General features: G+C 41.6%; 12 protein-coding genes. 3 read left to right on the top strand and 9 right to left on the bottom strand.

From position 1 onward, the window contains the following. Nucleotides 1–4 precede the first annotated feature (4 nt). Nucleotides 5–2,320 (bottom strand): formate C-acetyltransferase, encoded by a 2,316-nt coding sequence (gene pflB, locus I6G42_RS03730; RefSeq protein ID WP_038804146.1) that lies wholly within the window; start codon nt 2,318–2,320, stop codon nt 5–7. Nucleotides 2,321–2,556: 236 nt separating this feature from the next. On the opposite strand from pflB, the gene dinB reads away from it, so the two are divergent. After that, nucleotides 2,557–3,618 (top strand): DNA polymerase IV, encoded by a 1,062-nt coding sequence (gene dinB, locus I6G42_RS03725; protein WP_038804147.1) that lies wholly within the window; start codon nt 2,557–2,559, stop codon nt 3,616–3,618. A 33-nt stretch (nt 3,619–3,651) separates the two neighbouring features. Here dinB and I6G42_RS03720 read toward each other — a convergent pair whose 3' ends face one another. Both I6G42_RS03720 and I6G42_RS03715 read right to left on the bottom strand, forming a co-directional pair. Further along, nucleotides 3,652–4,497: an undecaprenyl-diphosphate phosphatase gene (locus I6G42_RS03720; protein ID WP_038804148.1), complete on the bottom strand. Its 846-nt coding sequence runs from the start codon at nt 4,495–4,497 to the stop codon at nt 3,652–3,654. Nucleotides 4,498–4,558: 61 nt separating this feature from the next. Continuing rightward, nucleotides 4,559–6,448 carry a DUF2207 domain-containing protein gene (locus tag I6G42_RS03715; RefSeq protein ID WP_038804149.1) on the bottom strand — a complete coding sequence of 630 codons (1,890 nt, stop codon included), beginning with the start codon at nt 6,446–6,448 and terminating at the stop codon, nt 4,559–4,561. A 133-nt stretch (nt 6,449–6,581) separates the two neighbouring features. Here I6G42_RS03715 and I6G42_RS03710 point away from each other — a divergent pair, with 133 nt between their 5' ends. Then, the gene (locus tag I6G42_RS03710) at nt 6,582–8,147 is read left to right on the top strand and encodes an ABC transporter substrate-binding protein/permease (protein WP_038804150.1); all 1,566 of its coding nucleotides are present in this window, start codon (nt 6,582–6,584) and stop codon (nt 8,145–8,147) included. Continuing rightward, the gene (locus tag I6G42_RS03705; RefSeq protein ID WP_038804151.1) at nt 8,147–8,887 is read left to right on the top strand and encodes an amino acid ABC transporter ATP-binding protein; all 741 of its coding nucleotides are present in this window, start codon (nt 8,147–8,149) and stop codon (nt 8,885–8,887) included. The genes I6G42_RS03710 and I6G42_RS03705 overlap by 1 nt, the downstream gene beginning before the upstream one ends. Before the next feature lie 93 nt (nt 8,888–8,980). On the opposite strand, the gene I6G42_RS03700 is transcribed toward I6G42_RS03705, so the two are convergent. From I6G42_RS03700 to I6G42_RS03675, 6 genes are all read right to left on the bottom strand, one after another. Then, nucleotides 8,981–9,196 (bottom strand): hypothetical protein, encoded by a 216-nt coding sequence (locus I6G42_RS03700; RefSeq protein ID WP_038804152.1) that lies wholly within the window; start codon nt 9,194–9,196, stop codon nt 8,981–8,983. A 97-nt stretch (nt 9,197–9,293) separates the two neighbouring features. Beyond that, nucleotides 9,294–10,190, bottom strand: coding sequence for an SPFH domain-containing protein (locus I6G42_RS03695; protein WP_000242874.1), 897 nt, complete (start codon nt 10,188–10,190; stop codon nt 9,294–9,296). Between the two features lie 77 nt (nt 10,191–10,267). Next, nucleotides 10,268–11,518 carry a threonine ammonia-lyase IlvA gene (ilvA, locus tag I6G42_RS03690; RefSeq protein ID WP_038804153.1) on the bottom strand — a complete coding sequence of 417 codons (1,251 nt, stop codon included), beginning with the start codon at nt 11,516–11,518 and terminating at the stop codon, nt 10,268–10,270. Between the two features lie 78 nt (nt 11,519–11,596). Next, a complete protein-coding gene (gene ilvC / locus I6G42_RS03685) occupies nt 11,597–12,619 on the bottom strand; it encodes a ketol-acid reductoisomerase (protein ID WP_000290685.1) in 1,023 nt (340 codons plus the stop codon). A 65-nt stretch (nt 12,620–12,684) separates the two neighbouring features. Next, on the bottom strand, nt 12,685–13,161 hold the full coding sequence (gene ilvN, locus I6G42_RS03680; protein ID WP_038804154.1) for an acetolactate synthase small subunit: 477 nt from the start codon (nt 13,159–13,161) through the stop codon (nt 12,685–12,687). After that, nucleotides 13,154–14,854, bottom strand: coding sequence for an acetolactate synthase large subunit (locus I6G42_RS03675; RefSeq protein WP_038804155.1), 1,701 nt, complete (start codon nt 14,852–14,854; stop codon nt 13,154–13,156). Before I6G42_RS03675 ends, ilvN begins: the two co-directional genes overlap by 8 nt. Nucleotides 14,855–14,952: the final 98 nt, after the last annotated feature.

Below are 14,952 nucleotides of genomic sequence, written 5' to 3'. Positions count from 1 at the left end.
AATCTTAGCTCAATGCGTCATCCATTGAAAGAACTTCGTGGAAGACACGTTGTGTCAATTCAGTTTTTTGTTCTGGAGTGAGGTATTTAGTGTTTACACAGTATCCAGAGATACGTACGATAACGTCTTCACCTGACATGATCTTTTCGTAAACATCGTTCAAGTCCATAACGTTCAAGTTAACGTGTTGTCCACCGTTTTCAAAGTAACCATCAAGGATTGTTACCAAGTTATCAACTTGTTCGTCACGAGTCTTACCAAGAGCACGTGGAGAAACTTGAGTTGTCAATGAGATACCGTCAGCTGCGTAACCAAAGTCTAGGCTAGCAAGTGAGTTCAAGTTTTGCAACCAGCCACCTTTAGCTTTGTTAGAAGGGTTAGCACCTGGTGAGAAGAATTCAAGTTTAGACAAGTTCACAGAACCATCTTCGTTGAGGTATACACCTTTGTGGACTGGTGAGTTACCAGTTTGTTTAGAGTAAGCAACGTTAGATGTAATTGTCAAAAGTGATACTGTAGCTTCTGCGTCTTTGTAAAGTTTGTGGCTACGTAAACGAGTTGTGTAAGCTTCGATCAACCATTCTGCCAATTCGTTTGAACGTGGGTCATCTTCACCCCAACGTGGGTATTCACCGATTGTTTCGTAATCGTAGATGTAACCATCTTCATCACGGATTGGTTTAACGGTAGCGTATTTAATCGCTGACAATGTATCAACAGTGTTAGCAAATCCACAGATACCGAATCCCATGTTGGCACGTTGTTTAGTTGGCAAGAAGGCCATTTGAACAGCTTCGTAGTTGTACTTGTCAGTCATGTAGTGGATGATGTTCAAAGCATCTACGTAAGTGTCAGTCAACCAGTCAAGAGATTTTTCAAAGTTCGCTTTAACTGATTCGAATTCAAGAACTTCGTCACGGATAGGATCGATGTCAAATACTTTGTAGTCTTTGTGGACATCGTCGTAACCACCGTTCAAACCAGTAAGAAGGGCTTTAAGAACGTTTACACGAGCACCGAAGTACTGGATGTTGTGGCGTTGATCTTCGTTTTCTGGGTCAAGTGGTGACACACAGCATGAGATACAGCTCATTTCTCCGTATCCGTCTTTAGCCATTGTTGTTACACCTTCGTATTGGATAGAAGAGTGTTTGTGGCTCATATGCATACAGTAGCGACGGAAGTTGTATGGCAATTTGTCTGTCCAAAGAACTGTCAAGTTTGGCTCTGGAGAGTTACCGATGTTGTCAAGAGTGTTCAAGAAACGGTAGTCCATCTTAGTAACACGGTGACGACCGTCGTTACCCATACCAGCCATAGAAGTGGTGATGAAGGTTGGGTCACCTGAGTACAATTGGTCATAAGCTTTTGTACGAGCAAATTTAACTGTACGAAGTTTCATAACGAAATCATCAACAAATTCTTGGATTTCTGATTCAGTAAATGTACCACGAGCAAGGTCACGTTCTGCAAAGATATCAAGTACGATTGGCACACGTCCTAGAGATGTAGCAGCACCGTTGATAACACGGCAGACAGCCATGAAGGCGATGTTAACCCATTGGATCGCTTCTTTAACGTTCATCGCTGGTTTGCGAACATCAACTCCGTAAAGGTCACCCAAGCGAACAACTTGTTGCAAAGCTTGGTATTGAAGGTTTACTTCTTCACGAAGACGGATTGTTTCTTCATCAATTTCTTTAATTGCATTCCAGTCGTTTACTTTTTCTTGCATCAAATAGTCTGCACCGTAAAGAGCAAGACGTGCGTAAACACCGATGATACGTCCACGTGAGTATGCATCTGGAAGACCAGTTACAGTGTGAGCGTGACGAGCGCGACGAATGTTTGAAGTGTAGGCACGGAAGATACCGTCGTTAACTGTTGTTACGTATTTAGTAAAGATTTCGTGAACAGCTGGGTCTGGTTCGTATCCATTTTCTTTCAAAGTAGTTTCAGCCATACGGATACCACCTTTTGGCATGAAGTTCAATTTGAAGAGTTCATCGTTTTGGATACCAAAGATCAATTCGTTTTCTTTGTCGATAAATCCAGCAGGAATATCAGCAATAGATGTTGGACGAGTGTCCATTGGGAAACGAGTTTCTTCGTAGTGTGCTTTTGTTTCTTCTACGATTTTTTTGATGTGAAGTGAACGTTCTGTTGGTCCAGCAAGGAAACTTTCATCTCCATCGTAAGGTGTGTAGTTGGCTTGAACGAAGCGAGAAACGCTTGCTTTTTCTTTCCAATCTACGCCTTTGAAGCCTTCCCAAGCTTTGTCAAAAATGTCTTGTGCTTCAACAACTGTCTTAACAACCATGTTAATGTCCTCATTTTTCTTTCTAGTAACAGTCATCTGTTACATTCATGAGACCAGTATACCATACAGTAACCGATTTCAACAAGCGAAAAAAGGCTTTTTTATCACTTTCTTTTCTAATACAGTCTGTTTATCGGCGCAATCTGTATTATATATTTGAAAGAATGAGTACTCTTTTCCATTTTTTCAGAAAAAAAGGTATAATGAATAAAAAATGACATTAGAAAGGAAGCAAAATGCTCATATTTCCATTGATTAATGATTTATCAAGAAAAATCATCCATATCGACATGGATGCCTTTTTTGCTGCGGTGGAAATAAGAGATAATCCTAAGTTAAAGGGCAAACCTGTTATCATTGGGAGTGACCCCAGACAAACAGGCGGACGAGGAGTTGTGTCTACTTGTAGCTACGAGGCACGAGCTTTTGGTGTTCATTCAGCCATGAGTTCTAAAGAAGCTTATGAGCGTTGTCCTCAAGCCGTCTTTATCTCGGGAAATTATGAAAAGTATAAGGCAGTGGGACTTGAGATTCGTGCTATTTTTAAACGCTACACTGATCTGATTGAACCCATGAGTATTGATGAGGCCTATTTGGATGTGACAGAAAATAAACTCGGTATCAAGTCAGCCGTCAAAATAGCTCGTCTCATCCAACAGGATATCTGGCAGGAGCTGCACCTTACCGCTTCAGCCGGTGTGTCTTATAACAAATTCTTAGCTAAAATGGCCAGCGATTATCAAAAGCCACATGGTTTGACAGTTATCCTCCCTGACCAAGCCCAAGAATTTCTCAAAAAAATGGATGTTGCTAAATTTCATGGTGTGGGCAAGAAAACAGTGGAAAGGCTTCATGAAATGGGTATTTATACTGGCGCAGACTTATTAGACGTTTCTGAAGTCACTTTAATCGATCGGTTTGGCAGACTCGGTTTTGATCTTTATCGAAAGGCCAGAGGCATTCATAATTCACCGGTCAAGTCCAATCGCATTCGTAAGTCCATCGGCAAGGAGAAAACCTATGGTAAGATTCTCCAGGCTGAAGAGGACATCAAAAAAGAGCTGACTCTTCTCTCTGAAAAAGTTGCTCTCAATCTCAGTAAACAAGACAAAGCTGGAAAAATCATTATCCTAAAGATTCGTTACGCTGACTTCTCCACTCTAACTAGACGAAAAAGCCTCCCACAAGCTACACAGGACGCTAGCCAGATTTCTCAAACTGCCCTTCAACTCTACGAAGAACTAGCTGAAAAAGAAAAAGGCGTTCGTCTACTAGGAATCACAGTGACAGGATTTTAAAAAGCTTGAAGGGAGATTCCTTCAAGCTTTTTCTTATACAAATAAACGCACAAAACTATAGAGCAACAAGACACTACCGAGTACGATACGGTATTTACCAAAGAGTGTAAAGTCGTGCTTCTTCACATAGCTGGTCAAGAAACGAATAGCAACCATGCTGACTGCAAAGGCAACACCCATAGCAACCAAGAGCAAGAACAGTTGGCCAAAACTCAAGAGTTGACCTGCTTTAATAAATTTGAAAATCTTTAAAGCACTGGCTCCGAACATAACAGGAATTCCGAGATAGAAGGTAAACTCTGTTACGACTGAGCGACTTGTTCCATTCAACAAACCACCAACGATAGTGGCACCAGAACGGCTTGTACCTGGGAAAAGGGCGAGGACTTGGAAAAGTCCGATGTAAAGAGCTGTTTTATAAGGCAACTTGTCTAGCTCTGTTACTGTTGGTTCAATGGCTTGCGCCTTATTTCGTTTTTCAAGATAGATAAAGGCAACACCATAGATAATCAACATAATGGCAACCGAAACCATGTTATGGAAGTTGGCATCAAACCAATCATCCAACTTAAAGACCAATAGTAAAGGCAAGGTTGCAACGAGAACTTTTGACCACAATTGCCAAGTTCTACGAACCTCGACCCTGTTTTTACCAGGTTTGAAAGGATTGAGCTTGTTAAAGTAAATGACCATAACTGCTAAAATGGCACCAAGCTGAATGACAACATTAAACATGGACATAAAGGCTTCATTTTGGTCCTTGTATTGCACAAATTCTTCAACCAAGATCAAGTGCCCTGTACTTGAAATGGGCAACCATTCTGTAATTCCTTCAACAATCCCAAAAAAGATTGACTTCAAAATTTCAATAAAATACATACATTACTCCTTTTTCTGTCCTCTATTATAGCATAATTTCGGATGTTGCGATAGATTTTTTCTAGAAGGCGCCGATGCTACCACCGCCTCCACCTCCGGAGAATCCTCCACCCGAACTTCCACTTCCAGAAGATACAGAGTAGGTACTTGCTGTGTTTGCAACACTAGCATAGTGACTCATTTGAGCAGTTGAATGATAAAACATACTGTGCCAGCCATAAGCTACGTAAAGATTGATATCTGGGTTCTCAACTTGAATCTGATAAGATTTCATCAAATGACTCACCTTGTCCGCATAACCAAATAAAGTAGCATAGACAAGGAGGCGATTCCAAAGAACAATACTCTCTAATTCTACCTTGTCTAGGTGGGCGATATCGCGAAGCATGTTTTCAAAACTAGTCCAGAGATAGTATGCTTCTAGTCCTTCTTCGTTTAAAACACCATCACGAGTATCAAATCGGGTCGTCCAATAATAGACGGCAGCTAACATCAAGCCTACAAATCCAAGGATAAGAAGTGGCAGAGAAAGATACCCATGAGCATCCAAACTGTACAAGAACCAGCCAAAACCAACGAAAGCAGGTAGAAGCGTAGAGACACCTATCGTCAATCGCAAGATTTTTTCTCCATTACTCAGTGAACGATAATAAGCTGGAAGTTGCAAAGAGGATACCCGCTTTCTCACCCCATCCTGCATCTGCTTCAGAGCTTGCTCGAAAGAAGACTTAAGCTTACGTCCTGTTTTCTGAATCTTTTTTTCATCAGCTGCTTTTGCACCTTGGTAAAGACTAGTTGACACTTGGTAATCTGCAAACAAATCTGAAACAAGCACTTCTTCTCTTCCTGAAAAGGCCAAATTAAGGCAATCTTTTTCAAAACTTGCCAATCCTTTTTCTTTTATGACTTTTAGACGGACCTCATCTCCATTTGAGATGATTGAAACATTTCCACGGTCGATTACATCCAACAAGGTTGCCTGAACGAGTTGGTCAAAGGTGAACTTCCCACCTCCCTTGGTCAAGGGACTGACTTCCTCTAAAGAAGTGGAGTAAACAGCTTCCGATAAAACCATCGGTTCTAAGTCCATTGGCGGTTCGTAGAGACGGTGATTTTTGGCATATTTCTTCGATGGGGAGGTTTTTCTTCTGTAAATGCAGTAGAAAATAACACTAAAGACTAAAGAGAGCGAGAGTAGCAAAGGGATGATCCACATAACCAGAGCTTTACTTTGAGCTTTTTCAGCAGTAATGGACTCCTCTATTTTTTCAAATTCTGCTAAACGATTGCCCTTCAATCCCTGATCCAAAGCTGTTTCAAAATCTTTTCTAGGCCAATAGGCATGCAATTCAACCCCACGCTGACGAGGTAGGTTCTGTAAATAAACACGATAATCACCATCTATCTTCTCTACCCTGCCCTCTGTAAAGAGTTTCCCTGTATGAAAGAAAAGTTTTTCTGCTCCATTAAAGCCTATTACTCGAAACTCAAAATTTTCGATAGATTCTGAACTATCCGTCAAGGGTTGCCAATTAAGTTCCGCGATATCATCATATAGAAATAGGAGATTTTTTAGTTGCCATGTGATTACCACTTCAACGGTATCCCCCTCTTGACCTGGATTATACACTTTTACAGTATAACCTTCCGATTCTTCTATCACTTCACTATTGACATTTTCAATGGCACTAGCATTTTTCCATACCTGAACCTTCGGACTGGAATCTATTTCAAAGCCCTTTGGCATCTTACCAGCACGGCCAAGTCCTACTAGTTGTCCATTAAAATCTTCATCAAAATAATAGACTACTTTCTCCCTAAATTCTGCCGTATTATCTGCATGAATATACAAATCACCTTGATAAGAGCGAATCTTGAAATCAACCGCAAAAACAGAGAGTGGTAAAATACAAAACAAGCTAAATAAAAGCAAGAAAAAAGTCTTTTTCACAACACAATCCCCCTTTTTATCTTTGCTATCATTATATCATTTTTTATAAGTAAAGGCTTACTTGTATTGAAAATCTCACTATTTTTCGATACAATAGAGAGAAGTCATTTTTAGACTAGAAATAGGAGAAAACATGAAAAAATTATGCTTATCTATCCTTGCTAGCCTAGCCCTTACACTGGGACTAGTTAGCCAGGTCCAAGCCGACGAATATTTACGCATTGGGATGGAGGCAGCGTACGCCCCCTTCAACTGGACCCAAGACGATGATAGTAACGGCGCTGTCAAAATTGACGGTACCAACCAATATGCCAATGGCTACGATGTCCAAATCGCTAAAAAGATTGCCAAAGACCTAGGCAAGGAACCTTTGGTCGTAAAAACAAAGTGGGAAGGACTTGTTCCAGCCCTTACTTCTGGCAAAATCGATATGATCATTGCTGGTATGAGCCCAACCGCTGAACGTAAACAAGAAATTGCCTTTTCAAACAGTTACTATACTAGCGAACCGGTTCTATTAGTAAAAAAGGACTCTGCCTACGCGAATGCCAAATCTTTGGAAGATTTTAGCGGAGCAAAAATCACTTCTCAACAAGGTGTTTACCTTTATGATTTGATTTCTCAAATTCCAGGTGCCAAAAAAGAAACAGCTATGGGGGACTTCGCTCAGATGCGTCAAGCTTTGGAGGCTGGTGTTATTGATGCCTATGTTTCTGAACGACCTGAAGCAATGACCGCTGAGTCTGCTAACGCTAAGTTCAAAATGATCCAACCCCAACCAGGTTTCAAAACTGGCGAAGAAGATACAGCTATCGCCATTGGACTTCGTAAAGATGACAGTCGTATCAGCCAAATCAATGCCAGTATTGAAACCATCTCTAAGGATGAGCAAGTAGCCCTCATGGATCGTATGATTCAGGAGCAACCTGCCGAAGCCACAACAACTGAAGAAAGTAGCAGTAATTTCTTCAACCAAGTTGCTAAAATTCTTTCTGAAAACTGGCAACAGCTCTTGCGTGGTGCTGGTATCACACTCTTAATCTCAATCATCGGAACTATCGTAGGTCTCATTATCGGTCTTGCCATTGGTGTCTTCCGTACTGCTCCTCTCTCGGAAAACAAAGCCATTTACAGCCTACAAAAACTAGTCGGTTGGTTCCTCAATGTCTATATTGAAATCTTCCGTGGTACACCGATGATTGTTCAATCCATGGTTATCTACTATGGTACTGCTCAAGCTTTCGGTATCAATCTCGACCGGACACTGGCTGCTATCTTTATCGTCTCAATCAACACGGGTGCCTACATGACAGAAATCGTTCGTGGTGGTATTCTAGCAGTCGACAAGGGACAGTTCGAAGCTACAACCGCTCTTGGTATGACCCACAATCAAACCATGCGTAAGATTGTCCTTCCTCAGGTTGTCCGTAATATTCTACCTGCTACTGGTAATGAGTTTGTCATCAATATCAAAGATACCTCTGTACTGAATGTTATCTCTGTGGTGGAACTCTACTTCTCTGGTAATACTGTGGCCACCCAAACTTATCAATACTTCCAGACATTTACAATCATCGCCGTGATTTACTTTGTCCTCACCTTCACAGTGACCCGTATCTTGCGCTTCATCGAAAGACGCATGGACATGGATACCTACACTACAGGTGCTAATCAAATGCAAACGGAGGACTTGAAATAATGAATCAACCCATTCTTGAAATTAAACACCTCAAAAAATCATATGGACAAAATGAAGTCTTAAAAGACATCTCTCTGTCAGTCCACAAAGGAGAGGTTATCTCCATCATCGGGAGCTCAGGAAGCGGAAAATCAACCTTCCTACGTTCTATCAACCTACTTGAAACACCTACTGAGGGGGAAATTCTCTACCGAGGAGAAAACGTCCTTGCGAAAGGCTATGACCTTACTCACTATCGGGAAAAACTCGGAATGGTTTTTCAATCCTTCAACCTCTTTGAAAACCTCGATGTTCTCGAAAATACGATCGTCGCCCAAACGACTGTCCTTAAACGAGAACGCTCTGAAGCTGAAAAAATTGCCAAAGAAAATCTTGAAAAAGTCGGCATGGGAGAACGCTACTGGCAAGCCAAACCCAAACAACTCTCTGGTGGCCAGAAGCAACGTGTGGCCATCGCTCGCGCCCTCTCCATGAATCCTGACGCCATCCTTTTCGACGAACCAACATCTGCTCTGGATCCAGAAATGGTCGGTGAAGTCCTTAAAATCATGCAGGATCTAGCTCAAGAAGGCCTGACTATGATTGTCGTCACCCACGAAATGGAGTTCGCCCGCGATGTCTCACACCGTGTCATCTTTATGGATAAGGGTGTCATTGCTGAAGAAGGCAAGCCAGAAGACCTCTTCACGAACCCTAAAGAGGAACGGACACGAGAATTTCTTCAACGCTATCTCAACTAACAAACAAAGGCTGCATATTTTATGCAGTCTTTTTGCTAACTGTTTGCAAAACAAAAGGCAGATCCATTTTAAGAATCTGCCTGTAAGCCTAGTTTAATCATCAAATTTTTCATGATTCTTGTCATAAAAATCAATCAAACCTAGGGCTGTTTCAAATGAAATATTTTTCACTTTTGCACGACCTTGTGCCAAAGCAATAATTGACATTTCACGTGCATTTGTTTCCTTAGAGATACGGTAACCTGTGATTTTCTTATCACGAACCCAGCCAACAACTGATTCTACTTTTTCAAAGTTTGATTTAGCCATGTTCTTCTCCTATTTTGTTCTTTACGATACTGAAATATATCCATTCTTTTAGGATTATCCAAAAAACATCTACTTATTGAAAACAAATAATGAATTATTACTTAGCTTTTAAAGCTGATAATATGCTTGTCCGTATATCTTCAACTCCATCAGGATTTGCTGGTAGGAAGATGGTGTTATTGCCCTTATTGTCTGCGAAATTATTCAAAGTATCCAAATACTGATTTGTTAATAGAATGGACATAATCTGGGCTTCTGTGAGTTCAACATTGGCTCCTTTTAATTCTTGAATAGAATCAGCAAGTCCGTCAACAATAGCCTTACGCTGTTCTGCAATCCCTACCCCGTGTAGGCGATCTTTTTCTGCCTCTGCTTCTGCTGCTGTCACAATCTTAATCTTATCTGCTTCTGCAAGTTCTTGCGCTGCAACTCTCTTACGCTGGGCAGCATTGATTTCATTCATTGATTGTTTAACTTCAGCGTCAGGCTCAACCTTCGTAATCAGTGTTTTTACAATGATGTAACCATATGTAGACATTTCTTCTGCTACTTGTTTTTGAACTTCTAATGCGATTTCATCTTTTTTCTCAAATAGTTCATCCAAGGTTAATTTCGGTACAGACGAACGCAAGGCATCTTCAATATAGGATTTGATTTGAGCTTCTGGTCTCATTAGTTTATAGTAAGCATCTGTGACATTATTCTCATTCACTCGATACTGAGTTGCCACATTCATGGTCACAAAGACGTTATCCTGCGTTTTTGTTTCCACGACAATCTCACTTTGCAATAGGCGCAACTGCACCCTAGCCGCAATTCTATCAATTCCAAAAGGTGCTCGTACATGAATACCACTATTACTCAACTTTTGGTATTTACCAAAACGCTCGATAATAGCGACAGACTGTTGCCTTACAACATATACAGAGCTGATAATAATCGCTGATGCAATCAGCACTAGAATAAAGAGAACAAGTAAAACATGTAAAACCATGGGAATCTCCCCCTTTCGTCACCATCATTATAGCATCATTATAGGAAATTGGCAAATAATATGATAGCAAATTTATTTTAGACTAGCATATTATACAAGGTCTCATTTCCGTTCAGATTGATATAAGATGGGTCAAACTTTTCCATCCGATGAATCAAGCCAGCATAATCATGCTTATCAGCAAGAGCAATCCCAATCAATACTGGACCTGTCCCCTTGCTGGCCCGTTTGATATATTCAAAACGAGTGATGTCATCATTTGGCCCCAAAATATCATTTACAAACTCCCGTAGAGCTCCTGGACGTTGTGGGAAATTGACTACAAAGTAATGCTTGATTCCATCGTAAATCAAGGCACGTTCTTCCATCTCTGGCATACGGTTGATATCGTTATTTCCCCCAGAAATGATACAACAAATGGTCTTACCTTTGATATAGTCCGATAGAACTTCCAAGGCTGCAATGCTGGCCGCTCCAGCAGGTTCGGCGACAATCCCTTGCTTAGAATAAAGATCAATCAAGGTCTCCGAAATCAAACCCTCATCTACTCCAATAAGAGTTTCAACATTCTGACGAGTTGCTTCATAAGTCAACTGCCCAACTTTCTGCACAGCTATGCCATCAGCAAATTTGTCAATTTCTTTGAGTTTAACTGGCCCTCCAGCTTCAAAGGCTGCCTTCATCGAACGGGCTCCATTAGCTTCTACACCAATTACTTCGATAGCGGGATTGGTTTCTTTGATATAGGTCGAAACCCCTGCAATCAGTCCGCCACCACCTACCGGAACTAGTACTGTATCAAAATCAATAGACTCTTTACGGGCTTCTTCAAGAATTTCATAGGCTACAGTCCCTTGACCAGCTTGAACATGGATATCATCAAAAGGATCAATGAAGGTTCTATTTTCTGAAACGGTAAATTCTTGTGCTGCCTTAGCAGAAGCATCAAAGGTATCCCCAACCAACTTGATTGTCACAAACTCTCCACCAAAAAAGCGAACCTGTCCAATCTTTTGTTGCGGTGTTGTGATGGGCATAAAAATTGTTGCAGGAATCTTCATCTCCTTACAAGTGTATGCGACACCTTGGGCATGATTTCCCGCAGAGGCACAGACTACACCACGCTCACGTTCTTCTTTTGATAGTTGAGAAATGGCATAATAGGCTCCGCGAATCTTAAAGGAACGAACACGCTGGGCATTTTCCTTCTTCAAATAAATCTTAGCACCATACTTCTCCGATAAATAATGATCATATTCCAGTGGTGTATTCACTACTACACCACTTAAAACTTTGTGGGCTTTCACCACATCTTTTGCACTTAGCATGTCTCCTCCTCAAATACTTTACAAGGTAAAAAGCGAGTTAGGTACCCCCCAACTCGCCTTCTGTTTTTATTCTAAGAATTAGTTATAGATTTTGAAAGCATCGTCATCGTTTTTACCAACGAAAGGCATTGCTTTACGCAATTCAGCACCAACTTTTTCAATTTCAAGATTAGCTGCTTGTTCACGGTAAGCAGTGAGTTTTGGACGACCAGCCTTGTAGTCATTTACAAAGTCATTTGCAAATGTACCATTTTGGATGTCTGCAAGAACTGCTTTCATGTTTTCTTTAACTTGCTCAGTAATCACACGTGGGCCTGATACATAGTCACCGTACTCAGCAGTATTTGAAATAGATTGACGCATTTTCTTGAATCCACCTTCATAAATCAAGTCAACGATCAATTTCATTTCATGAAGAACTTCAAAGTAAGCCAATTCTGGGGCATAGCCTGCTTCTGTCAAGACTTCAAAACCTGCTTCGATAAGGGCAGTCAAACCACCACAAAGTACAGCTTGTTCACCAAACAAATCTTCTTCAGTTTCTTCTTTGTAAGTTGTTTCAAGCAAACCTACACGAGCTGCTCCAACACCTTTACACCAGTCCATAGCAATGTTTTTCGCATTTCCTGTGGCGTCTTGGTAGACTGCATAAAGAGCTGGAACACCAAATCCCTCTTCATAAGTACGGCGCACCAAGTGTCCTGGCCCTTTAGGAGCACACATGAAGACATCTACATCTGCAGGAACTTTGATAAATTCAAAGTGAATGTTGAAACCATGAGCAAATCCAACTGCATTTCCAGCTTCCAAGTTTGGAGCGATTTCTGCTTCGTACAATTCTTGTTGAATTTCGTCTGGTGCCAAGATCATGATAACGTCAGCCAATTTAGTTGCTTCTGCTACTGTGTAAGTATCAAATCCATCTTCTTTTGCTTTGTCAAAAGATTTACCTGGACGCACACCGATGATGACATCACGACCTGAATCGCGCAAGTTTTGCGCATGCGCATGTCCTTGTGAACCATAACCGATAACGGCGATTTTTTTACCGTCAAGCGCTGCTACTTTAACATCTTTTTCGTATTCCATTTGAACTGCCATAGTTTTTCTCTCTTTTCTATTATTTATTGCCTCTTAGGCGGTTTTAACAAATTTTAGTTGGATTTTTAGTCGCGGGTAAATCCAGTTGCACCCGTACGAGCGATATTTTTAATACCGTATGGTCGAATCACTCGCAATAAAGCTTCACTCTTCTCAGCATTTCCCGTCATCTGGATGGTGATTGAGCTTGGAGCCACATCTACTACCGTTGCACGGAAAGGTTGGATAATGGCCAAGATTTCTGCACGCTTTTCAGCTGGTGCTGCAATCTTCACCAAGATAACTTCTCTTTCCAAGTGTGGTTTATCCGTGATATCTCGAATGCGAATCACATCGATCTGACGGTTGAGCTGCTTGATGATTTGCTCGACCTCATCATGAGACGCCACATCAATAATGATGGTGATGCGAGATACATTGGGGTTCTCCGTCGCACCAACTGAGATACTCTCAATATTGACTTGACGACGAGAAAGGACACCTGTAAAACGATTCAAAACTCCTGAACGGTTTTGCAATCTAGCTGTTAACATTCTACGCATGGAACTTCACCCCCAACATCTCATGATTGCTCTTACCAGCTGGTACCATCGGTAAGACCTGTTCCTTACGAGAAATATCCACCTCGATAAACATGGGCACATCCTCCAGAATAGCCTCTAGATCTTTTTCTATAGTTTCTGGATTGTCAAATTTATAATTTTTGATGCCGTAGGCCTGTGCCATCAGCTGGAAGTCAGGAAGTGTATCAAAGACTGACTCGGAAGTTCTACCCTCATAGAAGGATTCCTGCCACTGACGAACCATTCCTAGTGAGTGGTTATTCAACATGACAACCTTAATCGGCACCTTGTAGATGTTTAGGATAGCTAGTTCTTGGTTGGTCATTTGGAAACCACCATCACCGACAAAAAGAACTACTTCTTTTTCTGGATTGGCAATCTTGGCTCCGATAGCTGCAGGAACTCCGAACCCCATGGTACCCAAACCACCTGAAGTGACTAATTGACGCTCATTTTGGTAAGGATAATACTGAGCTGTCCACATTTGATGTTGCCCTACGTCTGTGACAACAATGGCATCTCCATTCGTCAACTCGCCGATGCGTTCAATAACGGCCTGAGGTTGAACCACACGTTCTTTCTTATCATAAGAACGAACACGATTCTTGTCCGTGGTAACTTTGTCAATCCACTTTTCAGTATTGTTATGAACAGTTGGTTCTGCTAAAAGCATCTGCAAAGCTTTCTTAGCGTCCCCGACCACTGGAATATCTGCACTGATAATCTTACCAATCTCAGCTGGGTCAATGTCGATATGAGCAACCTTGGCATTTTTAGCAAAGGTCTTAGGATTTCCAGTTAAGCGGTCATCGAAACGGCAACCAATACTAATCATAAAGTCCGCTTCGGTCATGGCAATGTTAGCTGCGAAAGAACCGTGCATACCTCCCATTCCTAGGAAGAGCGGATGGCTAGTCGCAATCGTACCTTGCCCCAAAAGACTGGTCACGACTGGAATTTGGTAACGTTCAGCAAACTCATTGAGCTCGGCAGCCGCTTCTGCATAACTAACCCCGCCACCAGCTAGCAATACAGGTTTCTTAGCCTTAGACAATTGTTTCAAGATTTTCTTGATTTGCATGTCATTCGGATCAAGCGTCGGTTGATAGCTTGGTAAATTTACCTCTGGTGAATAGATGAAGTCCGTCTCTAAGGCAGATACATCCTTTGGCAAATCAATTACAACTGGACCTGGACGACCAGTCGTTGCGATATGCACAGCTTCCGTAATGATACGAGGAATGTCAGCCGTTTCACGGACTTGGTAATTGTACTTGGTAATGGGCATGGTAATACCGACAATATCCGCCTCCTGAAAGGCATCCTTCCCAATGCCTGCTCGAGCGACTTGTCCCGTAAAGACCAAGAGGGGAACGCTATCGCTCATGGCATCCGCGATTCCTGTAATGGCATTTGTTGCTCCCGGTCCACTCGTGACGACGGCAACGCCCAACTTTCCAGTTGATTTGGCATAACCTTCAGCTTCATGCAAACAGCCTTGTTCATGGCGACCCAAGATGTGGCGAATGCCTTTGAAATTATAAATCGCATCATATAAAGGCAAGACAGCCCCACCAGGATAACCAAATATGGTATCAATTCCTAAATCACGGAGGGTTTCCAAAACTAGATCCGATCCCGTCTTAGGAGCGTCTAAACTGATTTTTTCCATTGTTCCCCTTTCTCTTCTCTTAAAAATAGCTTGTTACTATCATACCATTTTTTCAAAAATTTTCAAGACAAAAGAAGCAATTTTCTGAATTTTCTATC

Source organism: Streptococcus oralis, assembly GCF_016028255.1.
Lineage (GTDB): Bacteria > Bacillota > Bacilli > Lactobacillales > Streptococcaceae > Streptococcus > Streptococcus oralis_AC.
This window is presented reverse-complemented; position numbering and strand designations above follow the sequence as displayed.